The organism is Burkholderia cepacia (assembly GCF_001718835.1).
GTDB lineage: Bacteria > Pseudomonadota > Gammaproteobacteria > Burkholderiales > Burkholderiaceae > Burkholderia > Burkholderia cepacia_F.
In genome coordinates this window covers 250,007-275,488 of sequence record NZ_CP013442.1, presented here as the reverse complement: position 1 = coordinate 275,488, position 25,482 = coordinate 250,007, and the positions used below count along the sequence as shown (strand labels likewise).

At 64.8% G+C, this 25,482-nt stretch carries 30 protein-coding genes and 3 pseudogenes; 12 read left to right on the top strand and 21 right to left on the bottom strand.

All coding sequences use genetic code 11. The annotated features are described in order from the left end of the window. Positions 1–59: 59 nt before the first annotated feature. The 4 genes from WT26_RS01010 to WT26_RS00995 form a co-directional block, all read right to left on the bottom strand. Positions 60–362, bottom strand: a complete 303-nt coding sequence (locus WT26_RS01010) for a co-chaperone GroES (protein WP_069269707.1) — start codon at positions 360–362, stop codon at positions 60–62. 156 nt (positions 363–518) lie between these two features. Beyond that, complete coding sequence (locus tag WT26_RS01005; RefSeq protein ID WP_069269497.1) at positions 519–1,658, bottom strand: RNA polymerase subunit sigma-28; 1,140 nt, start codon at positions 1,656–1,658, stop codon at positions 519–521. A 426-nt stretch (positions 1,659–2,084) separates the two neighbouring features. Further along, positions 2,085–2,366, bottom strand: coding sequence for a hypothetical protein (locus WT26_RS01000; RefSeq protein ID WP_231130442.1), 282 nt, complete (start codon positions 2,364–2,366; stop codon positions 2,085–2,087). Positions 2,367–2,486: 120 nt separating this feature from the next. Further along, positions 2,487–2,870, bottom strand: coding sequence for a hypothetical protein (locus tag WT26_RS00995; protein WP_059902928.1), 384 nt, complete (start codon positions 2,868–2,870; stop codon positions 2,487–2,489). Positions 2,871–3,119: 249 nt separating this feature from the next. Between WT26_RS00995 and WT26_RS00990 the strand changes: the two genes are divergently transcribed. From WT26_RS00990 to WT26_RS00975, 4 genes are all read left to right on the top strand, one after another. After that, on the top strand, positions 3,120–3,560 hold the full coding sequence (locus WT26_RS00990; RefSeq protein WP_059524269.1) for an Hsp20/alpha crystallin family protein: 441 nt from the start codon (positions 3,120–3,122) through the stop codon (positions 3,558–3,560). A 15-nt stretch (positions 3,561–3,575) separates the two neighbouring features. Beyond that, positions 3,576–3,983: an Hsp20/alpha crystallin family protein gene (locus WT26_RS00985; RefSeq protein WP_059524271.1), complete on the top strand. Its 408-nt coding sequence runs from the start codon at positions 3,576–3,578 to the stop codon at positions 3,981–3,983. A 151-nt stretch (positions 3,984–4,134) separates the two neighbouring features. Further along, positions 4,135–4,341, top strand: a complete 207-nt coding sequence (locus tag WT26_RS00980; RefSeq protein WP_069271982.1) for a hypothetical protein — start codon at positions 4,135–4,137, stop codon at positions 4,339–4,341. Positions 4,342–4,391: 50 nt separating this feature from the next. Then, positions 4,392–4,955 (top strand): Hsp20/alpha crystallin family protein, encoded by a 564-nt coding sequence (locus WT26_RS00975; protein ID WP_059733177.1) that lies wholly within the window; start codon positions 4,392–4,394, stop codon positions 4,953–4,955. Positions 4,956–5,075: 120 nt separating this feature from the next. On the opposite strand, the gene WT26_RS00970 is transcribed toward WT26_RS00975, so the two are convergent. The 3 genes and pseudogenes from WT26_RS00970 to WT26_RS00960 form a co-directional block, all read right to left on the bottom strand. Further along, complete coding sequence (locus tag WT26_RS00970) at positions 5,076–5,294, bottom strand: hypothetical protein (RefSeq protein WP_059529829.1); 219 nt, start codon at positions 5,292–5,294, stop codon at positions 5,076–5,078. Beyond that, positions 5,291–5,699 (bottom strand): annotated as a pseudogene (locus tag WT26_RS00965) (ATP-binding protein); the annotation flags it as partial. The pseudogene WT26_RS00965 and the gene WT26_RS00970, both read right to left, overlap by 4 nt. 7 nt (positions 5,700–5,706) lie before the next feature. Then, the gene (locus WT26_RS00960; RefSeq protein WP_059529826.1) at positions 5,707–6,060 is read right to left on the bottom strand and encodes a winged helix-turn-helix transcriptional regulator; all 354 of its coding nucleotides are present in this window, start codon (positions 6,058–6,060) and stop codon (positions 5,707–5,709) included. A gap of 91 nt (positions 6,061–6,151) precedes the next feature. On the opposite strand from WT26_RS00960, the gene WT26_RS00955 reads away from it, so the two are divergent. Continuing rightward, positions 6,152–6,901 (top strand): SDR family NAD(P)-dependent oxidoreductase, encoded by a 750-nt coding sequence (locus WT26_RS00955; RefSeq protein WP_059529823.1) that lies wholly within the window; start codon positions 6,152–6,154, stop codon positions 6,899–6,901. Positions 6,902–7,232: 331 nt separating this feature from the next. Continuing rightward, complete coding sequence (locus WT26_RS36990; RefSeq protein WP_155123023.1) at positions 7,233–7,475, top strand: hypothetical protein; 243 nt, start codon at positions 7,233–7,235, stop codon at positions 7,473–7,475. Here WT26_RS36990 and WT26_RS36985 read toward each other — a convergent pair. From WT26_RS36985 to WT26_RS00930, 5 genes are all read right to left on the bottom strand, one after another. Continuing rightward, a complete protein-coding gene (locus WT26_RS36985) occupies positions 7,450–7,830 on the bottom strand; it encodes a hypothetical protein (RefSeq protein WP_155123022.1) in 381 nt (126 codons plus the stop codon). The genes WT26_RS36990 and WT26_RS36985 overlap by 26 nt on opposite strands. Before the next feature lie 84 nt (positions 7,831–7,914). Beyond that, positions 7,915–8,169: a hypothetical protein gene (locus WT26_RS00945; protein WP_059529991.1), complete on the bottom strand. Its 255-nt coding sequence runs from the start codon at positions 8,167–8,169 to the stop codon at positions 7,915–7,917. Positions 8,170–8,277: 108 nt separating this feature from the next. Further along, positions 8,278–9,900: a chaperonin GroEL gene (gene groL / locus WT26_RS00940; RefSeq protein ID WP_059912144.1), complete on the bottom strand. Its 1,623-nt coding sequence runs from the start codon at positions 9,898–9,900 to the stop codon at positions 8,278–8,280. A gap of 77 nt (positions 9,901–9,977) precedes the next feature. Then, positions 9,978–10,295, bottom strand: coding sequence for a co-chaperone GroES (locus tag WT26_RS00935; protein WP_060214222.1), 318 nt, complete (start codon positions 10,293–10,295; stop codon positions 9,978–9,980). 170 nt (positions 10,296–10,465) lie between these two features. Beyond that, a complete protein-coding gene (locus WT26_RS00930) occupies positions 10,466–11,104 on the bottom strand; it encodes a diguanylate cyclase (RefSeq protein WP_069269494.1) in 639 nt (212 codons plus the stop codon). 291 nt (positions 11,105–11,395) lie between these two features. On the opposite strand from WT26_RS00930, the pseudogene WT26_RS38265 reads away from it, so the two are divergent. Next, positions 11,396–11,632 (top strand): annotated as a pseudogene (locus tag WT26_RS38265) (hypothetical protein); the annotation flags it as partial. Positions 11,633–11,673: 41 nt separating this feature from the next. Next, positions 11,674–12,038: pseudogene (locus tag WT26_RS00925) on the top strand (phage integrase family protein); the annotation flags it as partial. A gap of 49 nt (positions 12,039–12,087) precedes the next feature. Here the strand turns inward: WT26_RS00925 and WT26_RS00920 are convergent. Next, positions 12,088–13,680: a glycoside hydrolase family 68 protein gene (locus WT26_RS00920; protein ID WP_418219970.1), complete on the bottom strand. Its 1,593-nt coding sequence runs from the start codon at positions 13,678–13,680 to the stop codon at positions 12,088–12,090. Positions 13,681–14,076: 396 nt separating this feature from the next. On the opposite strand from WT26_RS00920, the gene WT26_RS00915 reads away from it, so the two are divergent. From WT26_RS00915 to WT26_RS00900, 4 genes are read left to right on the top strand one after another with little or no spacing between them, the layout of a single operon-like run. Next, complete coding sequence (locus WT26_RS00915; protein ID WP_080485593.1) at positions 14,077–14,880, top strand: transporter substrate-binding domain-containing protein; 804 nt, start codon at positions 14,077–14,079, stop codon at positions 14,878–14,880. Between the two features lie 3 nt (positions 14,881–14,883). Beyond that, positions 14,884–15,618 carry an ABC transporter permease gene (locus WT26_RS00910; protein WP_069269491.1) on the top strand — a complete coding sequence of 245 codons (735 nt, stop codon included), beginning with the start codon at positions 14,884–14,886 and terminating at the stop codon, positions 15,616–15,618. Continuing rightward, entirely contained in the window at positions 15,615–16,382 is a 768-nt protein-coding gene (locus WT26_RS00905) for an ABC transporter permease (protein ID WP_069269490.1), read from the top strand. Before WT26_RS00910 ends, WT26_RS00905 begins: the two co-directional genes overlap by 4 nt. Positions 16,383–16,408: 26 nt before the next feature. Then, positions 16,409–17,791 carry an LLM class flavin-dependent oxidoreductase gene (locus WT26_RS00900; protein WP_060228054.1) on the top strand — a complete coding sequence of 461 codons (1,383 nt, stop codon included), beginning with the start codon at positions 16,409–16,411 and terminating at the stop codon, positions 17,789–17,791. 70 nt (positions 17,792–17,861) lie between these two features. Here the strand turns inward: WT26_RS00900 and WT26_RS00895 are convergent, their stop codons facing one another. The 8 genes from WT26_RS00895 to WT26_RS00860 are packed head-to-tail and all read right to left on the bottom strand — an operon-like array spanning position 17,862 to position 25,415. Further along, the gene (locus tag WT26_RS00895; RefSeq protein WP_069269489.1) at positions 17,862–18,845 is read right to left on the bottom strand and encodes an alpha/beta fold hydrolase; all 984 of its coding nucleotides are present in this window, start codon (positions 18,843–18,845) and stop codon (positions 17,862–17,864) included. Between the two features lie 6 nt (positions 18,846–18,851). Continuing rightward, entirely contained in the window at positions 18,852–19,271 is a 420-nt protein-coding gene (locus WT26_RS00890) for a PaaI family thioesterase (RefSeq protein ID WP_059529789.1), read from the bottom strand. 13 nt (positions 19,272–19,284) lie between these two features. Continuing rightward, positions 19,285–21,087, bottom strand: coding sequence for a fatty acyl-AMP ligase (locus tag WT26_RS00885; protein WP_069269488.1), 1,803 nt, complete (start codon positions 21,085–21,087; stop codon positions 19,285–19,287). After that, a complete protein-coding gene (locus WT26_RS00880; protein ID WP_059804259.1) occupies positions 21,084–22,070 on the bottom strand; it encodes an amidohydrolase family protein in 987 nt (328 codons plus the stop codon). Before WT26_RS00880 ends, WT26_RS00885 begins: the two co-directional genes overlap by 4 nt. A gap of 39 nt (positions 22,071–22,109) precedes the next feature. Then, positions 22,110–23,135, bottom strand: a complete 1,026-nt coding sequence (locus WT26_RS00875; protein ID WP_069269487.1) for an acyl-CoA desaturase — start codon at positions 23,133–23,135, stop codon at positions 22,110–22,112. Continuing rightward, on the bottom strand, positions 23,132–24,058 hold the full coding sequence (locus WT26_RS00870; protein WP_059634600.1) for a class I SAM-dependent methyltransferase: 927 nt from the start codon (positions 24,056–24,058) through the stop codon (positions 23,132–23,134). The genes WT26_RS00875 and WT26_RS00870 overlap by 4 nt, the downstream gene beginning before the upstream one ends. Before the next feature lie 12 nt (positions 24,059–24,070). After that, a complete protein-coding gene (locus WT26_RS00865; RefSeq protein WP_059674244.1) occupies positions 24,071–24,355 on the bottom strand; it encodes an acyl carrier protein in 285 nt (94 codons plus the stop codon). A gap of 25 nt (positions 24,356–24,380) precedes the next feature. Beyond that, on the bottom strand, positions 24,381–25,415 hold the full coding sequence (locus WT26_RS00860) for an acyl-CoA desaturase (protein ID WP_059776686.1): 1,035 nt from the start codon (positions 25,413–25,415) through the stop codon (positions 24,381–24,383). Positions 25,416–25,482 lie beyond the last annotated feature (67 nt).

Below are 25,482 nucleotides of genomic sequence, written 5' to 3'. Positions count from 1 at the left end.
GTTCCTCCCGATATTTCAGGAAAGCGCAACGCCGCGCCATGGATCCGCCATCGAGGCTCTCACGGAGCGGAATCCGCGGTCACCACCGCCAGCAGGTCGGCTTCACGCATGACCAGCAACGCTTCGCCGTCGACCTTGATGGGGGTGCCGGCGTATTTGCCGAACAGCACGCGGTCGCCCACCTTGACGTCCGGTTCGCAACGGCGGCCGTCCTCGAGCCGCGTGCCGGGGCCGACGGCGATCACTTCGCCGTGGTCGGGTTTTTCGGCCGCCGTGTCGGGGATGACGATGCCTGCTGCGGTCCTGCGCGCCTGCTCTTGCCGCCGGACCACGACCCGATCATGCAATGGGCAGATTTTCATGGTTGGCTCCGTATCGTCAGGTTCCATGGGGATTCGGTCGCATGCCGGCGTGCGCGCAATGGGATCGCTGGCCGGAAAGGTTTCCTGCAGCGCCTCGTCGAGCAGCACGTCCGCGCCGGCGAGTTCCGAATGTGGCGTCCTGAGGGTCATGATGGTTCACCTCCACGCCGAGCCCGACACAGGCGCATTACCCCGCATGGCGTCATCGAACTCCCGGGTCAGCCGGGACGCCGGTGGCGGCGCACCCGTCTCGATGTAGTCTCCGGCCACGCCTGCGTCCCGCGGCGTAAGCCGCAACTCGCCGAGCCGGGCCTTGAGAAACGCGTCGGCCTCCGCGAGCCAGCACTCGAGTTCCCGCTCGCTGATACCGAGCACCTGGGCGGCGGAGGCTTGGGGTACGGCTTCCATCCGACACAGCACCAGCGCCTGGCGCCACGACGTCGGCATCTCCGCAATAAGCGCCGTGACGAGACGACGCGTTTCCTTCGCGCTCAACTCCTCTTCGGGCGTACCGTCGGCCGCCGGCGTCACGTCCTCGAGCCGCAGCATTTCGTCGGGCTGCCAGTATTCAAACAGGAGCTCGTCATCGTCTTCGTGCGGCTCGCGCAGCTGGACCGGCGGTCTGCCTTCCAGGGAGACCCAGCGGCCCTCGTCGGTCTGCCGGCGGCTCACTTCCTCGGCGAGCACCTCGAGCGCGATCTGATAGAGCCACTGCCTCGGCTCGAGCCTGCGTGGATACTGCGTGAGTCTTTCGCAGGCACGGGCCAGCGTCTCGTCGACGACCTCGTCGACGGCGGGGGCCCCCGGTGCGAGATCGCCGCGCGCCTGCAGGTAGGCGAGTTCTCGCTCCGCGAAGCGATCGAGTTCCGGAAGCAGCGGACGCACGAGCTCGCCGAACAGCGCCAGCCCGGCACCGGCGGGGCCGGCCACCGCGCCTTTGAGTCGCCGCAACCCGGCGCGGCGCTCCTTGCGGCGCCAATTGTCCTCGTGACGCAGATGGGCGATGTGGCGCTCGAGCTGACGCTCCAGTTCCGCGAAGGAGCGTTCGAGCGCCTTGCGGATCTCGGGCGATTCGTCTGAACAGGTGAGTGTGGTGCTCGGCAATCCGAGCCGGAGCCTTGCCCGGTAGAGACTGCGATGGCCGCTTCGTTCGAGGGCCGCACGCAACCGGACGAGTTCGGCGGGGAAATGCGACAGGTGCGGCTGAAGATGCCGGTCGAGGAGATTGCCAATCAGGCCTTTCAGGTCGGGGCGGGCAAGCTCCGAAATGTTCCGGTAACTGATCGCCGTTTTCATGACAGCCCTGCACGTCTTCCAATGGCCGCCGCATCGGAGGCGGCCGTCACTCCCTCAGGGGCGGGCGCGCGATCGCCGACGGGACCACCGGTCCGACGAATGCGCTGCGAGGCTCACCGTATCCGGTGAAGTTTCGCTTCGCACCCCTGACTCTGCCCGCTCGCTGTGCTTCCCAGACACGCGTCATCCGACGTCACGGGCATACGCCATTTGCCCTTCATCGCTATCCGGGCTGGCAAAACAAAATATAAAAACAGTTGCGAAAAAATCAAGGCCGTCGATGCGCTGTCGGGCATCGCGGGCAACCGCATCGACAGCTCCCCCGCCGGGTCAGTAGATCGGAAATGCGAAGTCCTGCGTCGGTGCTGACCGGATTCCGGAATCCGGTCAGGTAATACGTGCTTTCACCGCGACCCGCTGGTTCGGCTACGGCAACCACCGCAAGTGCTCGGTGCTGCCGGCCCGGCCGAGCTGAATGTCGGTCACGACCTTGTCGCTGCACGGTGACGCGGCCGGGCGATCCAGCCGGATCGTCGTATAGTCCCCCGGAGCGAATTGTCCGCTGCCCCGCTGGATCGTGCCGGAGATCCAGATGTCCTGCTGGGCCGGCAATGCCCGCGGCAGCGGCGCCACGGCAACCACCGCGGCAGGGAAGGCGCCCGCGGCCAGGGCTGCCGCGGCGAGTCGCCCGCGTGAACGTACTTTCATGATGGTGCTCCCATTCCGCGATCGTTGCCGCCGTGCCCGCCCCGCCCCGCGCCGCGCCCGCCGGCGTGGCAGGAGGCGCGAACCTGTGCCGGACGCACGGCGGAGCGCCGGGCCGATCGGTCAGCGGGGCGGCCGAGCCGTACTCAGCTTCTCCGACAGCATCCGCTCGTACACGCCAAAGTGCAGATCCACCTCCTTTTGCGTGACCGGGGTGACCGTGATGTTGATCTGGTCGGGCAACAGGCCCAGCACAACCGCAACCGCGGCTTCAAGTTGCGGTGCACAATCCTTGTCCTCCGCCATCGTCGTGCCGACCAGCACGTCGTAGGTCTGTTCATGCCGGCAGACGACCTCGACGAGTCGCGCCCGCGCGCTCATGTTGTTGTCGATCGCGAGCCTGACGACCTCGGTCACGGTGCGCATCGTCTCGGTCGGAAAGCCCTTTGTCGAGCGCAGCCGGATACGATGCCTGCCCAGCGTAAGCCAGTCCGTGTCGAATTCCATGGCGTCCTCCGCATGCAGTTCCAAGCCGCTGCGATGATAGGTTCAGGCTACGGAATTTCAAGTGCAAAAATCTGCCGGCGCACCTTGAAATTTTTCGCAGAGTGCCTATCTTAGGTTTCGCTCAGGCAGACGCGCGGGCCTCCGGATCCCGCGCGCTGCGTGTTTCGATTTGTTTGCCGACAGTCCGGCAGGCGAACTGGAGCGCGTAGGCCCGTTCGCCTCCCGGCTGCATTCAAGGAGGATACGATCATGAGCGATCTTTACTTCGGAACCGACCTCTTCAGCGAGTTCGAACGCCTGCAGCAGCAGATGGCGCAACGCTTCGGCGGCTTCCCGTCCAGCATCCGCGCTGGCCGGCTTGGCGCGTTTCCTCAGATCAATATCGGTGCGACCGACGAGTCGATCGAGATCGTTGCGTTCGCCCCGGGCATCGACGCCACCGAACTCGACGTATCGATCGACAAGGGCTTGCTGACCATCAGCGGCGAACGCAAACCGACACGGCCCGGCACGGGAAGCGAGACGCGTACGTATGCGCAGGAGCGCTTTGCCGGCGCGTTCAGGCGTGTCATCGAGCTGCCCGACACCGCCGATCCCGACAAGGTCCAGGCGCGCTACGAAAACGGCTGTCTGTCGATCAGTGTCGGCAGGCGCGAATCGTCCAAGCCGCGCGCCATCGCGATCCAGTAATCCGAGGAGCCGATCATGACTGACACGACCCAACTGGCCGAACGCGGCCCATCCACCGTCGCACGTCGCGACACGGAACAGCCCACGCGCCGGATCACGCTCGTCCCGGCCGTCGACATATACGAGGACAGCCAGGCCGTCACGCTATGGGCGGACCTGCCCGGCGTGACGAGGGACAAGCTGGACGTCAAGGTTCACGACAACAGCCTCTCGATCGAGGCCGAGGCGGCGGTGCCGACGCCGGCCAATCTGCGGCTGCAGCATGCCGAGGTTCGCGAACCGCACTTCGCCCGGACGTTTACGCTGTCACCGGACTTCGATACGTCAAGGATCGCGGCGAGCCTCCAGGACGGAGTGCTGAAGCTGACGATCCCGCGCCGCGACGAGGCACGCCCACGACGCGTTGAAGTCAGGACCCGCTGACCCGTCGGCAACGGCAGGTCGGAAGCACAGGCGGCAGCGATCGCGCTGCCGCCTGCGCGGACCAGGAGCAGGGGGACGGGTGTCTGATGTCATGCAGGAGTTCTGACAAGGACATGCGATCCGAATCCGTACGATTCCCGTGCGACGGATCGTGGCTCGCCTGTCCGCACCGGACGGCTACATCGCTATCGTTCGGATCGAACGGAACGACGAGGTGTCGGCGCAACTGGCATCCGCCGCGTTCAAGCGAACGCTGGACAAGCGCGGCCGAAGCGCGGCGCGATGCGGTCGAGTAAGCGGTGCAATCGATCGCGGCGTGCTCGGCGCAGTCGACGCTCGGGGCACGCTCGCTACCTGATGGATTCGCCGCCACGCTCGAGACAGATTGAAGCTGAATCGGAGGACGCCATGAATACCGATTTGAAAAAGTGGAACCCCTTCAAGTTCCTTCGCGGCGCTGCCCGCAAGTCCGATGCGGAAGGCACGGAAAGCCCGCCGACAAGCGAACAGTGGCGGGCCGCGTGGCCTGACGTCCCGAGACTGTTCTCACGCGACCCGTGGCGTGCAATGGAGGCGTTCTTCCACGACCCGTTTGCAGGCCGTGGCGCGCTCGAACGATGGTTTGGCGACTTCAGTTCATCGCGCTTCCAGCCGCGCATCGACGTCGTCGACGAAGGGCCGGTGCTGCGCGTGACCGCCGAACTGCCCGGAATGGAGCGCGAAGATCTGAAGTTGAGCGTCGAGGATGGCGCAATCGTGCTGCGCGGAGAGAAAAGGCAGGATGTGCGCAGCGAGGAAAACGGCTGCTACCGGCTGGAGCGCGCCCATGGAAGCTTCATGCGCACGATCCCGATGCCGGAAAACGCCGACCCCGACCACACCCTGGCAAAGTTTGATAACGGTGTACTCACGTTGACCGTGCCGAAATCGGAACCGGCGCAGTCCGCCAGTCGCACGATCGAAATCGGCTAGGGCGAACGCGCTGTTGATGGCGGTCCAGAACCGCGCTTAAACGGCGGCGCAATGTCAAGCATTTTGCTCAAGTATGAAGGGGCCGCAAGGGCCCCTTTGATGTGATGCGCTCGATGCTGTTCAGAACGGCGGATCGTGTTTTCGCGTGTGGATGTCTCGTGAGGCGCACAGTTCGCTCAGTTGTTCGTGAAGCTGAACGCCGTAGAAGTCAGTGATCGTGGCAAGCAGGTCATCGAGCAGTTCGAACACGACCAGCGCCTGCTCGGGTGTCCAGTCGTCGGGCACGACGAACGGCAGACCGCGCCAGCGTCCCAAAGGCAACAACGGCGTGCGGCTCATGATGCTGCCACCTTCTTTGCCGCGGGCCTGCGGGGGGCCCGGGCCTCGTTAGGCTCGCGGGCCTCCTCGAGTCGGTACGACTCGCCCTCGATCGAGATCACCTCAGCGCGATGCACGAGGCGGTCGAGGAGCGACACTACACAGGCCGCGTTCGAGAACACGTCCGACCACTCCTTGAACGGCTTGTTGGTCGTTACGATGGTCGAGCGCTTTTCGTATCGTCGGCTGACGAGTTCGAACAGCAGGTCCGCGACGGTTCGAGTACGGCAGGTATCCGATCTCGTCGATCACCAGGATGTCCGGCGTGGCATAGTGCTGCAAACGTCGGCGCAACGCCGAGTCGCTGTCCAGTGCCGCAAGCTCGCCGAGCATTTCGCTGGCCGACTTGAACAACACCGTGCGCCCCAGGATGTCAGGAAGCGGTCGACTGAGCTTCCTTCTGCAACTCACCAATCCGAACCCGGTTTTCATCGCCCCAGGCGCAAAGCGGTTTCAGTGCTTGCGCCAACGATAGACCAAATGGCGTCATTTCGTAATCCACCTTCGGCGGAACCGTCTGGTAGTCGCGGCGAGTGATGACACCGTCGTCCGCAAGTTCGCGCAACTGTTGAATCAGGACCTTCTCGCTGATGCCGGTCACAAGGCGCTTCAGCTCGCCAAACCGACGGGGGCCAGGGCTGAGATGAAACAAGACGAGAGGTTTCCACTTCCCGCCGATAATCGTCAACGCAACTTCTAACCCGCAACTGTCCGCACGCAGCTCCATCGAAATCCCCATACTTACCTTTAGGTAGGTACTATCTTATCAGAGCGTGTCGCTCGATAATGCAACCTCGAAACGTAACTGGAGAGTCGAGATGGGTAGGCTTACAGGTAAGGTTGCATTGGTCACTGGCGCGAACAGCGGTATCGGACTCGCAATCGCAAAGCGCTTCACGGCGGAGGGCGCGCGTGTTTTCATGACTGGCCGTCGTCAGGCGGAGTTGGACAAGGCAGTTGCCGAGGTCGGCGGCGACGCGCGGGGCATCGTGGGGGACATATCGAATCTCGCCGACCTCGACCGCCTCTATGCCACCATCCGCGAAGAAGCGGGTGTCATCGATGTCTTGGTTGCGAACGCTGGCGGTGGCGAGTTTGCCGCGCTCGGCAATATCACCGAAAAACATTTCGACAAGACATTCGCCATTAACGTGAAAGGGACGCTCTTCACCGTGCAGAAGGCCCTGCCGCTGCTTAAGGATGGCGCATCCATCGTTCTCACGGGCTCGACGTCAGCGGTCACCGGCATCCCCGCATTTAGCGTCTACAGTGCAAGCAAGGCGGCCATCCGCAACTTCGCGCGCAGCTGGATTCTCGACCTCGCGCCTCGCAAGATTCGCGTCAATGTGCTCGTGCCGGGATCGACGTCGACGCCTGGCTGGCATAACCTTGCTCCGTCGACTGACGTACACGAAGGGATGGTCAGCGCGGTACAGGAGACGACGCCGCTTGGGCGTTTGGGCAACCCTGACGAGACGGCCAGCGCTGCGCTATTCCTCGCCTCGGATGAAAGCAGTTTTGTCAATGGCAGCGAACTGTTTGTCGATGGTGGCTCAGCGCAGATTTAATTCGCATCCGCGACGTCATCGGGTCTGCCGCCATGCTCGATGAGCTGCGAGAGTGGCTCTTGTCCGAATCTTCGATTCGCGTGGCAGACGCGAATGCAGAAGTCGTCGGTCCCTATCGCTTGGGGGCAAGGGCCGATGGTTTCTCCTCACGCCTGCCCAGACTGAACGACGTAAAGCTAGCCTAACGTACGGTCCGCTTAGCGCTCGGCGAAATCCTGGCTTGCCGCATCGTGGTCGGCGCATAAACCTTCTATACGGTGCGGAAAATCCTGGCTAATTTGTCACGCGCCGCCCTGCACTTGCCCCGTAAGCGGTGAACTGAGTACACCGAATGGAGAGCCATTTTCAACTGACGGGTGAGCATTGCCGCATCGCGATGGCCGGGATCGACCGGCGATGTCCGCGTCTGGGTCTCTGTAGCGCGCTCGCTGCGTCAGCTCACGTTCACCTCGGCTTCCTCGACCTCGTTAAACAGGCGATCCTTGCGCTTCTCGCTCTTCGGCGCGTACTGTCGGGCCAGCGCGAGACGATATTGCTCTTCAAGCGTGTCAAGGCGCTTGACGGAAATGCATGAAGCTGGAAACGCTCGACGCATATCGCACAGCGTCGTCCTTTGGACCGGGCTCGATCTCGCACCAGAATTCCTGATGACGGGCACCGAGACGGCGGGCTGCCTCATAGCGGTGAAAGTGACTGGCGAGCCAGAACCGGCAGCCATCAAAGAAGACCTTCATTGCCGGCCGTGCCGCGCGCATTGAACCAACGCGGATGGCGCTCATGGCTTCCTCCAGCGCTTCTTCGCCGAGTAACTCCTCGCCGGGAAGCGCATCGTCAACCGAAAGTTGTAAAAACTTGAGGTAGTCGATTCCGAGCACGCCGGCAGGAAGCCCCCTCGACGAGCGGGCAGACGAACGAGGTTCGTTGGCCATGGTGATGTCCGATTCAGCGGGATAGCAGGACGATCGAGACGCGGGTTTATGTCGCCGCATCCCGACCTGGCTGGTCGGGCAAGTTCATTCGTCAGCCATGAGATGGCGGATGACCAGCGCCGGGTCGGCGATATCCAGAATCAGCCGGCGAAGTATGCGCCTGCGCATGTGCTCCTCGTCGAGACTCCAGGGCTCGCCCTTTTCGCTGAGGTAGCGCGCGAGTGCGTCCTTGTTGTCTGCACCTGCGGGCAGGTTAAGCCGGGCGCTCAGCAGTCCTGCCACGACGTCGTCGAGCTCAATGTCAAGTGGTTTTCCGTCAATGCGAAGTTCGAGTTTCATGTTGGTTTCCGGCAAAATGCGGCGCCGCATGACGAGGACCGCGTGCGGCGCCGAACGCGTTGCGCCGGCCGCGACTGTTGGCCGGCGCTTGCACGACCCGCTGCCGGGTCAGTACTCGAGTTCCGGCGTGGCGGACTGCACCGGCTTTTCGTCCTTCGGCGCTTCGGCAACCGTTGCATCCGTCGTCAGGATCAGCCCGGCAATCGATGCGGCGTTCTGCAGGGCTGTACGCGTGACCTTGGTCGGATCGACCACACCCGCCTCGACGAGATCGCCATACTCGCCGGTGGCCGCGTTGTAGCCGAAGTTGTCCTTGCCTTCGAGCACCTTCGCGATGACCACCGACGGCTCATCCCCCGCGTTCGAGGCGATGACGCGCAGCGGTGCTTCGAGCGCGCGCAGCACGATATGGACACCGGCGTCCTGATCACCGTTGGCGCCCTTCAGGCTCGTCACCGCCGAACGCGCGCGCAGAAGCGCGACGCCACCACCCGGCACGATGCCTTCCTCGACCGCCGCGCGTGTGGCATGCAGCGCGTCGTCCACACGATCCTTCTTCTCCTTCATCTCGATCTCGGTCGCCGCCCCAACCTTGATGACGGCTACACCGCCCGCGAGCTTCGCCACGCGTTCCTGCAGCTTCTCGCGATCGTAGTCGCTCGTGGCCTCCTCGATCTGCGTACGGATGGACTTCACGCGCGCTTCGATGCGCTTCTCGTCGCCCGCGCCGTCGATGATGATCGTGTCGTCCTTGCGCACCTCGACGCGCTTGGCACGGCCGAGATCCTCGAGTGTCGCCTTCTGCAGTTGCTTGCCGGTTTCTTCCGAGATGACGGTCGCGCCGGTCAGGATGGCGATGTCCTCGAGCATGGCCTTGCGCCGGTCGCCGAAACCGGGCGCCTTGACCGCCGCCACCTTCAGGATGCCTCGCATCGCGTTGACCACGAGCGTGGCCAGGGCTTCGCCGTCGACATCTTCCGCAATGATCAGCAGGGGCTTGCCTGCCTTGGAGGTCGCCTCGAGGACCGGCAGCAGATCCCGGATGTTCGATATCTTTTTGTCGTGCAACAGGATCAGCGCGTCGTCCAGATACGCGGCCTGCTTTTCCGGATCGTTGATGAAATAGGGGCTGACGTAGCCGCGGTCGAACTGCATCCCTTCAACCACGTCCAGCTCATTCTCGAGCGACTTGCCATCCTCGACCGTGATGACACCTTCCTTGCCGACCTTCTCCATGGCGTCAGCGATTATCTTGCCGATCGTCTCGTCGGAGTTCGCCGAGATCGAACCCACCTGCGCGATCTCCCTGTTCGTGGAAATCGGCTTTGACAGCTTGCGCAGCTCGTCGAGCACGGCGGCCACGGCCTTGTCGATGCCGCGCTTGAGGTCCATCGGATTCATGCCGGCGGCAACGTGCTTCATGCCTTCCTGCACGATTGCCTGCGCGAGCACGGTGGCCGTGGTGGTACCGTCGCCGGCCACATCGGCGGTCTTCGATGCGACCTGCTTGACGATCTGCGCGCCCATGTTTTCGAAGCGGTCCTTCAGCTCGATTTCCTTCGCGACCGACACGCCATCCTTCGTGATGGTGGGTGCGCCGAAGCTGCGCTCGATCAGCACATTGCGGCCTTTCGGCCCCAGCGTGACCTTCACGGCATCGGCGAGGACGTTCACGCCCTTGACGATACGGGCGCGGGCGCTGTCATGGAATCGGACGTCTTTTGCAGTCATGTTGTTGCTCCGGATAGTAGTCGTTGACTCAACGCGTCGCGAACCACCAGTCGGGTGTTCGCGACCGGCTCAGGATTTCAGGCGGCCTTGCGGGAGGCGCCGATGTTAGCCTCGAGGACGCCCATGACGTCTTCCTCGCGCATGACGAGTAGTTCCTCGCCATTGACCTTGACGGTCTGGCCTGCGTATTTGCCGAAGAGAACCTGGTCACCGACTTTCAACTGGAGCGCGCGCAGCGTTCCATCCTGCAGCAGCCGGCCGCTGCCGACCGCGACGACTTCGCCTTGTTCTGGTTTTTCTGCCGCTGAATCGGGTATCACGATGCCCGAAGCCGTCGTCCGCTGCATTTCGATTCGCTTGACGATAACCCGGTCGTAGAGGGGACGAATCTGCATTTCCATCTCCTGAGCGATTAAAGGATCACCAATAAGGGAATCCGGCTGCGGATACCGGGGCGCGTGGAACGCCGCGGTGCAGCCGAGCCAGTGTCTGGCGGATTGCGAAATAGTGGCGCCCATCGCGCGCTTCAAGAGGGCGTGAAAATGGCTCGTTGTAACAAATTGTTTCAGCGCGGCAACAGGATGCGATGGACCCTGCCGAGGCGATATACGGTGCGGCCGCGTCCATCCGGGCGGCGGGGCTCGGGCGGCACGGGACACGGGGGCCGGCGTCCGCCATCGGCGTCGAGGGTATCGTCCGGCTCATCGAGCGTGCGCCACAGGCCGCCCTTGACGGGCCGGAACAGCCAGCGCACATAGCCCCTGCGCGCAGCGAGCTGCATCAGTTCGTCGCGAGCGGTCTCGTCAATGAGAAGCTGCAGGTCGCGGGCCACGTTCTCTCCGTAGTCGCCGAACGCCTGACGGCACGCGAGCGCCTCCGCAGCGCTGGCGCCGATCACGTTGCAGCCGCGCCGCTCGACGCGCTCGACCTCCCACGCGCCGGATTGCCACGCGGCATCAAGCAGCATGGCATCCACGGTCTCGAAGCTGCGCCACGGCGCATCGAGCTGGATGGCCGAGCCCGGAACCGGCCGTGGCGGAATCTCGACGCCGGGCAGGACGAGCGGTGTCGCGCGCCGGAATCCGTGCCAGTGGAGTATCGCAACGAGCGGCGTATTCACCTGTGCGGCCGCCGTGACCGTGACGGCAAAGAGCGGCATGCGCACGCTCTCGATCTGTTCCCGAAGCCTGTCAAAAAGGTCCATGAAGCCTCCCGGATGACATGTTGCAGGGCCGCTTGAAATTTCCATTGCTTGGGCTATTTTATGCATCGCTCAGGCAGTTGCGATCAGCGCTGCGTGTTCGAATTGTTTGTCCAAGGGGATCCCCCCAGGCAGCGGGCTGGAGCGCGTGGTCCGGTCTTTCGCGGTAACGTCCTCGCGCATTCTCGGTGACCCGCGCCCGCGGTGCGATGCTGAAAGCCGTGCGCCCCGGTCGAACTGCAATCCCGCATTGCCGGGCTTGCTTCGGGCGCAACGCTATGTAGGAGGTGTCATATGCAAACGGACAACGTCATGGCGTATCACGGCTGCGAGGTCCGGCCTGTGGTAACCGCCACCGAAGAGGGCCGCTACGCAGCAGCGGCCATCGTCACCGACCGGGCCGGAGAAACACGCACGCTCGGCGTCGATGGGGATTGCGCCAGCGCCCGGGAGGCACGCGATGAAGCGCTGGAGCTTGCCGTCGCATGGATCCAGCAACGCTCGGTCGTTTCAGAGCGGTATGTCCGACGGATCTGGCGTGCCGGTCGAAAGCCGAGAGCCGGGCGCGCAACCTGCCCGCACCGATGCCACTCATTACCGACACGATCGACCTGTGGCTGCCGCCGCGCATTGTCGAGGCGCGGCACGCACACGGCATCCGTACGCTGGCCGATCTGACCGTGCGGATTCCACGGCGCCGCTGCTGGTGGTCCGCGATCGCTGGACTTGGCGTCGCCGGCGCGCACCGCATCGAGGCGTTCTTCGCAGCCCATCCGGCGCTGAGCGAACGTGCACGAGCATTGATTGTCGCCGCACGTCCGGCGGCATCGTGCCGCGGGAACAGTTGCGCGTGCCGCATGAGGTCGACGGTTCGCGCGGCCAGTTTCGCGCGCCGCGAACCGCCTGCCTGCTGAAAGCTTCGAGCGACTACGAGGCCAGGTTGAATGCCGCATGACATGCTGTACGTGATATCGAGGCACGGTTACTTACGGCGGGCTGCCTCCCCCATTGTTCGCGCCGCCCCGGCCGAGCGCCGGCTGGTTCGCCGAGATATCGCCGTAGCCACCCAATCCGCCGGTGCCGTAGGTCGTGTCAACCGCAGTGGTCGTCGGGCCAATGTTGATTTTCACGGTTGGCGCCAACGACCCGCCGCGCCGCGGGCCGATTGCGTCGATGAAGGACTCGACCAGGCCGCCTGGCATCACGTAATGCGAATACGACTGGAACGTTCGCGGATTCTGATTCGGGTCCAGCGCAAACGGAGCGCCCACCGGTTGCGTGAGATCGGTCGGGTTGCCGAGCACGAGGCCGCCACCTTGGTTCATTGGCAGGAAGTCACTGCGAATGCCATTGCCGACGAAACCCATCACGCCGTCAGGCCCGTCGACGCCGGTGGCGTAAGTCGAACGGTGGGTGATCGTGAACAGGTAGTACTTGCCGTTCGCCAGATAGATTTGCGGCCGTTCGGTCTGATCGTCGACGCAGTTCGCGGAAAGAATCGGCGGCAGAAATTTCCACGCCGTGAGCTGAGGATTGGTCGCGATCGCCAGGCCGACGTTCGCTTTCTGAAATACCGCGCCTGAAGCGTTGACCGCAGCTACCGTCTCCGCGTACGGATCGCCGGGCGCATAGCCAAGATCGGCGGCGGTACAGTTGCGCGCTCCGCGCACGCCCGCGGTATTGCCCTCGAACACCATGTACGTGTTGCCGGGATGCGCCGGGTCAACGAACACGTACGGGTCGCGGAAGTTATAGAAATTGTTTTGCGCGCCGTTCTGATACAGAACGCCGTCGGGTTGCAACAGCGCGATGTGGTCGTTGAAACCATCGAACCACACATGCGTGGCGTCCGCGTGGACATGGCCGTCGGCGCGCGAGATGATTGCGACCGGCGGCGTGATGTCCGGGCCGTTCGGCGACGATTTGTTGAACGCCAACGCGGTGTAGTAGATGCTGAGGTTGACACCGTCGGTCAGCCGGGCCGAGCCGGACCATTCAGCGTTCTCCGTGATCGGCAGATTGGGAGGGAAGACCTTGATGCTCGCGCCATCCGGAAACAGATGACCGCCAAAGATCCATCCGCCGTTCGCGGGCCGCTGCGAGGCGGGAATGCCGGTCTTGCGGTAGAAGAATCCGATGCGCGCATGGACGTGCCGGTCATCGAACGAATAACCGCCGTGGCGATCGGCGGTCAGCGAGAAAATCACATCCCAGCCCTTGTAGCTGAGCTGCACCGCATGCACGTCGGCGAGCGGCCAGGTATCCCATACCCAGACGTCGGCATTGGTGTCAGGAAAGTTCGCCGGGATATTCGGCATCGTGAGCGCCGGCGGGAGCGAGTTCCCGCCGACCGTCGTGACGAGTGAATTGACCTTGATCTGCCGAGCGTCCGCCCTTGTCCATCGGGACGTGAAGTTGGCGGTCGGATCGAAGGCCTGCTGGGAATGCGGCGTCGGAGCGGGTCCGGGAAACTGCGCGTGGACGTGGGACGCGGCAATGATCAGCAAAACTGAGGAAACTGCGTTGGCAAGTGAATGGGAAGGAGCCGATCGGATTCGAGGAGAACGGCGATGTAGCATCATTTTTCTCCTAAGACATGACGCCTTGAAGTGCCAGCAGCGCGCCGCCATTTCTTGCGACGCGTGACACTCAGTCAAGAGCACCCGCGTGAAGGCGTCAAGCGCTTGATTGTGACAGCCCGATACGCAATGGGATTGCTTCGGCGGCCACCATTCATGGAATTACATGCATGGTTCAAAGCCATCCGTGTTCGCCGAGTGACGGACCAATTCGTCTGCATCATGGCACCGTTTACTAGGAGCCGCCTATTCGACGGTGCGCCGTTCCGCCATATCGCGCGATCAGATATTCATCGAAAAAATAACCATTTGGTACACGCTTCGACGCGCATTACAGTTTCGCCTCCTGCCGGCTGCGACGCCGGTCGTTCCGACGTTATTTCAGAAATTCGCCACATGAATCGTTTGATGCATTCCAGGGGCCGCCGCGCCGCGGCCGCGCTGTTCGTGCTCGGCCTCGTGCCGGCTTCCCATGCGGCCCAGCCGACGTTGCGCGTCGGCATCGACGCCGAGTCGTATCCGCCGTTCTTTTCGAAGGATGCGGCCGGCAAGTGGAAGGGCTGGGAAATCGACGTGCTCGATGCCGCGTGCGGCAAACTGAACGTGCGGTGCGAGCTCACCGACATTGCCTGGGACGGCCTGATTCCGGCGTTGCAGAACCGCAAGATCGACGTGATCTGGTCGTCGATGACGATCACCGGCGAACGGCAGAAAGCGATCGATTTCAGCCGTGCGTATTACGAATCGCCGACGGTGTTCGTCGGCGCGAAAAGCGACCGGCGCCGCGTCGACTGCGCGGTGCCTGCGAGCTTCAAGGGCCGCGTGATCGGCGTCGAGGCCGGCACGAACTTCTCGGCGTTCCTCGATTCCCGCTTCAAGCAGGATGCGCAGATCAAGGCGTTCGACAAATTCGACAATGCGCTCGCGGATCTGGTGTCCGGCCGTGTCGACTACGTGCAGGAAGGCAAGGGATTGTTCACGGCGTTCCTCGCGTCGCGCGACGGCAAGGACTTCGAGGTCAAGGCCACGTGCGCGGACAATCCGGTGCTGGGCCTCGGCATCGGCGCGGGCGTGCGCCACGGCGATGCGCTGCGCGGCAAGCTGTCGACCGCGATCGCGCAACTGCAGCAGGACGGCACGTGGGATGCGATCACCGCCCGCTATCCGAACTTGAAGGGCACGATCGAGAAGGGCCGCTGACCGATGGCCGCGGACGATTCGCTGCTCGCGTTGCTCGCATTCGGCGACGGCGGGTATGGCCGTGTGTTCGCGAGCGCGTTCGCGCTGACGTTTGGCGTCGCGGCAGCGTCGTTCTGCACCGGCGTGCTGCTCGGCATCACCGGCGCGCTCGGCAAGCTGTCGCGGTACGCGCCGCTCGCATCGCTCGCGCGGCTCTATACGATGCTCGTGCGCGCGCTGCCCGAGCTGTTGTGCCTGCTGCTCGCCTTCTATACGGTGGCACCGGCCGTCGAGCATGCGCTTCGCGACAGCGGGATCGTGTCCGACGGCTTCGCGTTCGATCCGTTCGTCGTCGCCGCACTGTCGCTCGGGTTCATCCAGGGCGCGTATCTGACCGACATCTTCCGCGCGGCGCTCGTCAACGTGCCGGCTGGCCAGGTCGAAGCCGCGCACGCATATGGGATGACGCCATGGCAGACATTGATCCGCATCCGGCTCCCGGCCGCCGCACGGCTCGCGCTACCGGGCGTCGGCAACGTGTGGCTGAACGCGACCAAGGATGCGTCGTTCATCAGCGTGCTCGGCTCGTTCACGGATCTGCTGAAGGCGAGCCAGCTCGCGGCCGGCGCGACGCGGCACTACGTATTCTTCTATCTGGTCACGGCCGCGCTGTTCCTGCTGCTGAGCATCGCGTCGACGGGCATCGTCGCGGCGCTCGAGCGGCATGCGAACCGTGGCACGAGGCGCGTAACCGCATGATCTTCTCGCTGCCGTTCCTGCTCGATACGGTGATGCCAAAGCTGCTCGCCGCGGTGCCGACGACGCTCGCGCTCACGCTTTTGTCGGGCGCGGCCAGCGTGCTGCTGGGCGTGCCGCTCGCGCTCGCCGCCGGTGCGCGCCATGCGCCGCTGCGCTGGTCTGCACGCGGCTGGCTCATGCTGATTCGCGGCACGCCGCTGCTCGTTCAGCTCTATCTGCTGTACTACGGATTCGGGCAGATCGTCCCGCGCGAATGGATGCGCGACAGCTGGGCATCGCCGTTGCTGCGCGACGCGTTCTGGTACGCGATCGTCGCGTTGAGCGTGAACGAGAGCACGTATGTCGCGACGATCCTGCGCGGCGCGATCGCCAGCGTTCCGGCCGGCGAGATCGAAGCCGGCCACGCATACGGGATGACACGCGTGCAGGTGCTGCGCCGCATCGTCGGCCCGCGCGCGTGGCGGCTCGCGCTGCCCGCGCTCACTGGCGAGGCGATCCTGCTGCTGAAATCGACCGTCCTCGCGTCGACCGTTACCGTGTTCGACGTGATGGGGACGGCCAATACGCTACGCTTCGAGACGTTGCGCGTGTACGAACCGCTGGCCGGCGCGGCTATCGTCTATGTTGCGCTGGTCGCGCTGCTGACCATTCCGGCCGCTCGTCTCGAGAAGCGCGTCAATCGCTATCTGACGCGCGTGCCCGACGCTCGCATGCCTGCCCGGCGCCGCCGCGCATCGTCGGGCGCATGGGCGGCACCCAACTGATTCATGTCCTGGTAACGAATTCCACGATGTCCGATCCTCGCCCCTTGCTGTTTTCCCTGTATGAACAAGCCAGCGTCGGCTGCGGCGGTGCGCCGAGCCTGTGGACCCATCCGGCCGACGAACGGCTTCGCGCGAATACGCTCGCGTTCTGGTCGAACCTCGCGCGCACGGCCGAGCAGGCCGATCTCGACATGCTGTTCTTCGCGGACGTGCTCGGCCTGTACGACGTTTATGGCGGCTCGGCCGACGCGGCACTGCGATGGGCGGTGGAGTCGCCCGCGAACGATCCGATGATGCTGATTCCGGCGCTCGTCGCGCAGACCGAGCGGCTCGCGTTCGGCGTGACCGCGAGCACGACCTATGAGCATCCATTCGCGCTCGCGCGCCGCTTCAGCACGCTCGATCACCTGAGTAACGGCCGGATCGGCTGGAACATCGTGACGTCGTACCTGACGAGCGCGGCGCGCAATTTCGGGCTCGACCGGATGATCGGCCACGACGAACGTTACGCGCGCGCGGACGAGTTTCTCGACGTCGTGTACAAGCTGTGGGAAGGGAGCTGGGCGGACGATGCGGTCGTCGCCGACAAGCACGCGCCGTGCTATGCGCGCGGCGACCGCGTGCGGCCGATCGCGCACGAAGGCACGCATTATCGGGTGCAGGGGCCGCACGTCTGTGCGCCGTCGCCGCAGCGCTCGCCGGTGCTGATCCAGGCCGGCTGGTCCGGGCGCGGACGTGAGTTCGCGGCGAAGCACGCGGAGGTGGTGTTCGTCGCGAAGTCGAATCCGCACGAGATTCGTGCGGGCCTCGACGAGATTCGCCGGCTCGCTGCGGAGCGCGGCCGCGCGGCGGACGACGTGAAGTCGCTGACGGTGCTGCGAATCGTGACCGCGCGCTCGTCGAGCGACGCGAAGGAGAAATACCACACGCTGCAGCAGCACTATCACCGGCACGCGCAACTCGTCAGCTATGCGGGCGACACCGGCATCGACATCGATCGCTATGCGGACGACGAACCGCTGACGACGCAGACGGAAGGCCTCACGTCCTACGTGGTGCGGCCCGACGGCAGCGGCAAGCCGCTCACCGCCGGCGACGTGCGGCGCAAGTTCGCGAGCGTCACGCGCGGCACCGACCTGATCCTCGTCGGCTCGCCCGACGAAGTCGTCGATCAGCTCGCCGAGCATGCGCGGCAGTCGACGACGAGCGGCTACATGCTCAATCCGCTGATCAGCCCGGGAACGCTCGACGATTTCGCCGAACTGATCGTACCGGAATTGAAAAAGCGCGGCTTGTATCGAACGACGCCGCCGGCCGGCACCTTCCGCTCGCGGCTAAGCGGCCGCGACCGTCTGCCGGAGACAGCTTATGGTGCATCGTTTCGGCAACCTGAGACGACAGAACGTTGACAACCGCGGGCAGCCGAATTCGACACGGGCAGCGACTCGGTGCTGCCGTGTCGTAGAACAAGTCGCCCAACTATCCCGAGCGCGGTGACGGCCCGCGCTGATCCCACCAATCCAGCAGCACTGCCGCAAACGCCGGACTATCCTCGAGTTCCGGCGAATGCCCCGCATGCTCGAAGAACGCATGCCAGACGGCGTGCGGCACCTGGCGTGCAATCGACAGCTTGTCGCTGTGCCGATGCGTGCGGTCGGCGGCGCCCCATGTGACGAGCGTCGGCTGCCGGACCGAGACCGCCGGCGGTGCGCGGTCGTAGAAGTGCTGCCAGAGCGAGCCGAAGCAGCAGAACGCGCCCTGCTCGAACGCGGTCTCCAGCAACGGCGTGAATTCACGATAACGGTCTTTCGCCATCGCTTGCCGGAACCACGCGATCCCGATTTTCCGTGCGCCGAACGCGCAAGCAAGCTGCCCGACGAGCGGCGTCGCCAGGAGGTTGCGGGCGTCGACGTGCCGCGCCCAACGGACCTGATCGCTCCACGCGGGGCTTTGCCACAGCATCAGTTTCGCGATCCGCTCGGGCTCTCGCGCGGCGATCTGCAACGCGATGTGCGCCCACACGCACGAGAACGCGAGCAGATACGGCCCCTCGTCCAATTCGATCAGCATCTGCTCGATCGCCGAGCGGTAAGCGTCGAACGAGAACTTGAAACCGCGCTTCGGCACCGAGAAGCCGAACCCGGGCGGCTCTAAACAGACGACGCGCGCGGACGGCGCGAGCAACGAAACCAATCGGTCGTAGTGTTCGATCACGCTTGGCGGATCGCATACCAGCACGATCGTCGGCCGCTCGCCGGACCGCTCGCCCGCGACGCGCACGCGAATGCTCGCATCGGGCAGCTCGCAGAAGCGCACGCCGGGCGTCGATTGCGCGGCCCGGTCGCGCTTGAGCCGCGCCGCGCGCATGCCGAGCCGCAGCGGGTCGAGCCAGGTCATGTCGATTTCGGCGCGCCGTTCGCGAGCGGCCGCATGCGGCGTGTCCTTCAGATCGGGGGCGCTCATCGCGATCTACTTCGTCGGCCAGAGGATCATCTGCGTGCAGCGGAACGTGGCGAGCAGCTTGTCCGTTTCGCGATGCCGGACGGTCGCGTCCCAGACCTGCGTCATGCGGCCGCTATGGAGCGCGCGCGCCTCGCAGACGATCACGCCGGCGCGGGCCGACCCCATGAAATTGCTCTTCAGCTCGAGCGTGCTGAAGCTGGACGCGCCTTCCGGCAAGCTCGCGAGACACCCGTAGCCGCATGCGGTATCGGCGATGCTGACGATCGTGCCCGCATGGAGGATGCCGTGCGCGAGCACGGCTTCGCGAATCGTCAGCTCGGCGAGCACGTGGTTTTTCTCGACCCGGTTGACGACGATGCCGAGCAGGCCCGGCAGATAGTTGGCGCCGAATCGGTTGAAGTAGTCCGCGTCCAGTTTTTCTTGCATGCTGCGTTCCTCGTCAGTTGTTCCGGATGTCGTTCGGCGCGTCGAGCTGCGCGCGCCACTGCGTGATCACCGGCAGCGTGTCGCTGAGAAACAGTTCGCGACAGGCGTGCCGCTGGACCTTTCCGCTGGTCGTCTTCGGTATCGCCGACGGCGACGTGAACACGATGTTGTGCACCGCTATGCCGTGGTGCAGATTGATGGCATGACGCAGCCTGCCGAACAGCGCGTCGGGTGCATGAGCGCTTGCATGATCGCCGTCGCTGAACGCCTTCAGGTAGCGCGCCCGCAACTCGCGCACGACGATCACCTGCGGCGTGGCGTCGGCCTCGAGCGCGAACACCGCGCACCCTCCGGGGCGAAACAGTTCGGCGTCGAGCGGCTCGATCGTCTCCTCGACGTCGTGCGGGTAATGATTGGCGCCGCGGATCAGCATCATGTCCTTCAGGCGTCCCGTGACGAAAACTTCGGACCCCGACCGATAACCGAAATCGCCGGTGCGCAGGAAGCGCCCATCGTAGCCGGGCAGCTCGGCTTCGAAGGTCTGCTCGCTCAGCGCGCGATTGTTCCAGTAGCCGAGCGCGACGCTCGGCCCTTGCGCCCAGATTTCGCCGACCTGGCCGTCGCCGCACGGCACGCGGGTGTCGGGGTCGACGATCAGCGTCAGGCTGTCGCCGGCTGCGTCGCCGCATCCGATCGTCGTGCCCGCGAGCTGCGCGTCGGGTTCACGCGCCGGCTGCGCATCACCCGGCGCGACCGGGATGACGGGGGGCTGCGATTTCAGGCCGCCCGTCATGAATAGCGTATGCTCCGCCAGGCCGTAGCATGGATAGAACGCCCGTGCATCGAAGCCGCAGCGCGCGAAGCGCTGCGCGAACGCTTGCAGCGTGCCGCGCCGGATCGGTTCGGCGCCGACGAACGCGAGGTCCCACGAGCCGAGATCGAGCTTGTCCAGATCGGCATCCGCGATGCGCATCGTGGCGAGCATCTGATACGCGAAGTTCGGACCGCCGCTCGTCGTCGCGCGCCGCTCGCCGATCATGCGCAGCCAGCGCAGCGGATGCTTGAGGAAATCGACGTGCGACATCAGCGTTACCGGAAAGCCGACGTAAAGCGGCTGAAGGATGCCGCCGATCAGGCCCATGTCGTGATACGGCGGCAGCCAGATCACGCCCCGGCTGTCGGCGTCGTGCTCGAAGCGGCTCGCGATCAGCGCGGAATTGTGCAGCAGGTTTCGATGGCTGATCATCACGCCCTTCGGCGCGCCGGTCGAGCCGGACGTGTATTGCAGGTAGACGGGTGCCCCGTGATTCACCGGCCGCGGGACGTAGCGTTCGGCGACGTCGCCCAGCGTGTCGACCGTGACCCAACGCAGGCTGCCGAGCGTGGACGAACCGGCTTCGATGCGACTGGCGTCGTTGCGCACGGCCGTGGTCGACAGGATCGCGGCCGGTGCGCAATTCTCGACGATGCCGATCAGCCGCCGCAACGTGCGTTCCGCCTGCGCAGGCTCGACCGGATAGGCGGGCACCGCGACGACGCCCGCATACATGCAGCCGAACAGCGCGACGATGTAGTCGATTCCGGGCGGAAACAGCAGCAGCACGCGATCCCCGGGGCGGGCGACCTGTTCCAGCGCCGCCGCGACGACGCCCGCGCGCCTGTCCAGATCGGCGCAATCGAGATGCTGCTCCGCGCGCTCGCCGCCCGTCACGAACGTGTAGACCCGCAGGTCAGGCTGATGCGCGGCGCGGTATCGCGTCAGTTCGACGAAATCCGCAAACGTGCCGGCGGACGTCGAGCGGTCGGCATGCGTCATGGTGCCGGCTCCGTGGTGGGTTCTGGCGTGAGCGTTTCGGCTGATGCACCGGCGGGCGCGCCGCCGTCGAACAGTGCATTGGCGTTTTCCCACAGCACCTTGTGAAGCACGCCCTCGGGCAGGTAGCGCTTGAGCTGCTCGATTTCGAAATCCCATTCATACGGGATCAGCGGAAAGTCGCTGCCATACAGAAAGCGGCCGGGACGATCGCAAATCTGCGGCACCAGTTGTTCCAGCGCGGGCTTCCACGGGGTCGGCAGATGCGGATGCGCGCCGCGCGGAAAGCGCGCCTCCCGCAACGGCCGGACATCGGGCACGATCTCGCCGGTTGCGACACGATGGCCGCCTATCGCCATCGCGGTATCGAAGTACAGATTGGGAAATTCGTCGAGCAGGTCGACGTATTCCTGAACTTCGTCGTAGCCGATGTGCGGAACGATGACCTTCAGATGCGGCGTATGCCGCATCGCGCGCCGGAAGCGCCCGACATTGCAGAGGCGGCGGATGTCGTCCAGCTGCGTATTGTTTTTCGCGACGGCGCCCGAATGCAGGTTCAGCACTTTGCCCCGGTCGGCAACCGCTTCGAAAATCGGCGCGAGCGCGTCGTCGTCCGGCGCCATCTTCAGCAAATGGCAGTGAATCTTGAGGCCGGCGAAGTTCAATTCGTCCAGCACGCGGACGGTTTCGCGCGCGCAATCGCGGTCGAGCGGATGCACGGTGCCGAACGGCACCAGGAACGCCGGATGGCGCGACGCCAGTTGCGCGACGAAGTCATTGAGGAACGGCGCGATGCCCGGCTGCCCCGCGTAACAGATGCCCGCGGCGCGTGCGACGCCGCGCGCCTTCAGGAAAGCGATCGATTCGTCGGCGAGCAGTTCATGGCGAATCTTCCATGCGTCGCGCGCGTAGTTCTTCCAGACGAGCTTCGACACGACGTCGGGCAGCACGTGCACGCGCGCATCGAAGATTTTTGATGTCGTCATCGCGAGGTCCGGTTGATGGCTGTTGCAGGGGAACGCGAGTCATGCATCGCGGCGACGCGGGTCCGCCAGCCGTTGGCGGATCGCGTCCGGATCGGGGTGCTGAACGTCCCACACCAGCCCCAGCCTTTCGAGCAGCGCGATCAGCGATCCGGTCACGTCGATCTGCCATCGCTGGAAGCGCGTGCTCGCGTACTGCGGAAAGGCGTGATGGTTGTTGTGCCAGCCGGCCCCGAGCGTCAGGATCGCGAGCCACCACGCGTTGCGGCTCTGGTCGCGGCCGGGAAACGGCCGGCGGCCGCCGAGCGAATGGCCGACGGAATTGACCGCCCAGATCGCGTTCGTCGCGAGGAAGATCCGCACGCTGCCGCCCCACAGGAGGCCCAGCAGCGCGCCCCGCCACGACAGGGCGAGCAGCCCGCCGATCGCGGCCGGCAGCAGCAGGCCCAGCAGCAGCCAGAAGTCGTACGCGAGATGAATGCGCAACAGCGTCGGATCGCGGTACATGTCGTTCGCGTATCGATTCCAGCCGTTGGGGCGCGCGGACGACGGGTCGAACAGCCAGCCGACGTGGCCGTGCAGGATCCCTTTCGCGCGGCCGACGAAGCCGTGTCCGCCCAACTGCGGCGTATGCGGATCGCCGGGGCCGTCGGCGTTCGCATGATGCAGCCGGTGAATCGCCACCCACCACATCAGCGGCCCCATGTAGGCGAGCGAGCCGAGGATCGCGAGCACGACCTTCATCGACGGCGCGGCCTTGAACGTGCGATGCGCGAAGTAGCGATGCAGCGCAAGCTCCATGCCGAGGATGTTGAGCACGTAGAAGATCACGAGCATCGCGATGTCCTGCGCGTGCGGCGCCAGGCCGAATCCGCCCCACAGCGCGAGTGCGGCGACGGTGCCGACCGCCGGTATCGACGCGACGCCCAGATGGCGCGCCGACGACGCGCGGGACAGATGCCCGGCCGCGTGTTCGCCGGGCATGGGCGAGCCCGCCGAACCGGCCGGCGATGCCGCGCGGTCCGGCGCCTGCGCACGGTCGGCGCCGTCGGCGGCCGCGTCCTTCATACGGCGGCCGCCCGAGGCGAGATCGCATGGATCCGGGTCGGCTCGATGCGCCGGAACGTGATCCGGTACAGCACGAACGCGCCGAGATCGAACGAATAGCTCATCGTCCGGTACAGCCGTTCGTAGCGCTCGACCACGTCGAGCGGCGCGAGTTCGAGCGCCTCGCGACGATGCGCGCGCAGGTTCTCGAACCACGCGCGCATCGTCTTCACGTAGTCATGGCGATCGTTGCGGACGAGCTCCACTTCGAACAGCATTTCGGAGGCCCGGACGATATCCGCGAGGTACGGCAGATCCGATTCCGGAAAGACTTCGCGCGCGATGAAGAGATCGGTGTGCCGCGCGTCGCGCGGAACGTCGCCGTAACCCATCGTCTGCAGCGACATCCGGCCGCCCGGCTTCAGGAACGCATGGCATTTCCTGAAGAAATGGCGATACGCTTCGACCTTGTCTTCGTCGATCTTCGCGAAGTGCTCGAACGCGCCGAGCGAGATGATGCCGTCGAACGGCTGCTCGGGCGCGTAGTCCTGCCAGTTCCGCAGCATCACGTCGATGCCCGGGTGCCGATATCGCTCGCCGATGTATTTCAACTGCTCGTTCGACAGCGTGAGCCCCACCGCCTCCTGCACGCCGGCGACCGTGACGAGCCTGTCGAGCAGCGCGCCCCAGCCGCAGCCGATGTCGAGCACGCGCGCCGCGCCGCGCGCCCGGATCTGCGCGATGTGGTAGTCGAGCTTGCGGACCTGCGCCTGTTCGTGCGTATCGCCCGGCTCGTACATCGCGCACGAGTAGTTGCGGCCGCTTTCCTGCGCGAGCGCGAGGAACGCGTTGCCGATGTCGTAGTGATACTGGATCGCGTCGGCGGATGCGCCGTACGGCACCTCGCGCACCGGTGCGCCGGCATCCTGGATCTGGACGGTCATCGTTCGGTCTCCCTATCGCCCGGCCCGCAGATCGGCCAGCGCCTGCGCGAGCGCGTCGATCGTCGGATATTGATAAGGCAGGCTCGGAGACAGCTCGAAGCCGACGTAATCCTCGAGATCGCCGACCATCTTCATCGCGTCGGCCGAATCGAGGCCGTAGTCGATGAACTGCTTGTCCACGTCGATCGATCCTCTGCCGGTGCGTAGTCGGGCTGCCAGATAGCCGGTCATCCAGTCGAGGATGTCCTCGTGGCTTTTCGTGTCGTGTTCCGCTGCGTTCGAGGTGGCGCTCTTCATTCGCTCGGCTCCCGTCGAGAGTTGGTCATGGTGCGATGCGCTTCTTTTCGATCAGTTCCGCGCTGGGGCGCTGCACGTCGTAGACGAGGTGCAGGCGTTCCAGCACGCGCACGAACAGCCCACCCGGATCGACCTGCCACCAATGCAGCCCGGTGAAGGCGGACGCGGGAAACGCGTGATGGTTGTTGTGCCAGCCCTGCCCGAACGTCGGGATCGCGAGCAACAGGCTGTTGCGGCTGCGGTCATGCGCGGTGGTATGGAAATCGCGCCGGCCGATCACGTGACACAGCGAGTTCAGCGCCCAGATGCAATGGCTGACCGCGAAGATCCGCACCATGTCGCCCCACAGGAAGCCGAGCAGCACGCCCATCCACGAACGCGACGCGAGCCCGCAGATCAGCGGCGGCAGTGCGAGCCCGATCCAGACCCAGCGGTAGTACGCCATGTGCTGCTTGAACACGAGCGGGTCCTGATAGAGGTCGGGCACGTATTTTTCCCATCCCGCCGGCCGCGTCGACTCGCCGACGAACAGCCATCCCATGTGACTGTGATACAGGCCCTTGAGCCGGCCGCCGGCGCCCTCGCCCGACAAGTGCGGCGAATGGGGATCGCCGTCGCCGTCGCTGGTCGAATGATGGCGCCGATGCGTCGACGCCCACCAGTTGACGGGGCCGTGCGCGCCCATCGAGCCGAGCGCGATCAGCGCGACCCGCACCCACGGCTTCGCCTTGAACGCCTTGTGCGTCACGTGGCGATGAAAGCCGACTTCGAGCCCCAATGCGGTGGCGAAATAAAAGACTGCGAACACGATCAGTTCGACGGCGCCCGGCACGTAGCCGCCGACCCATAACGCGATCGCCGCGACCGTGCCCAACGCCGGCAGCAGTGTGACGACGGCGGCGATGCGGCGATCGAGACGGACGGTCGAACGGGTCGAGATCCTCGTCGGGCGAGCCGGGCCATGCGAACCGGAAGAAAAAGACGCGGGAATCGCGCTTCCGATCGCACCCTCGGGCTGGCTCGCACCTTCGCTCGAAGACGGAGGCTGGCCGGGACTCATGGAGTGTCTCTCAGTAAAATTAAATTGTCCGGCACATATTCCATGGATGAAATTGGAAACTCAAAAT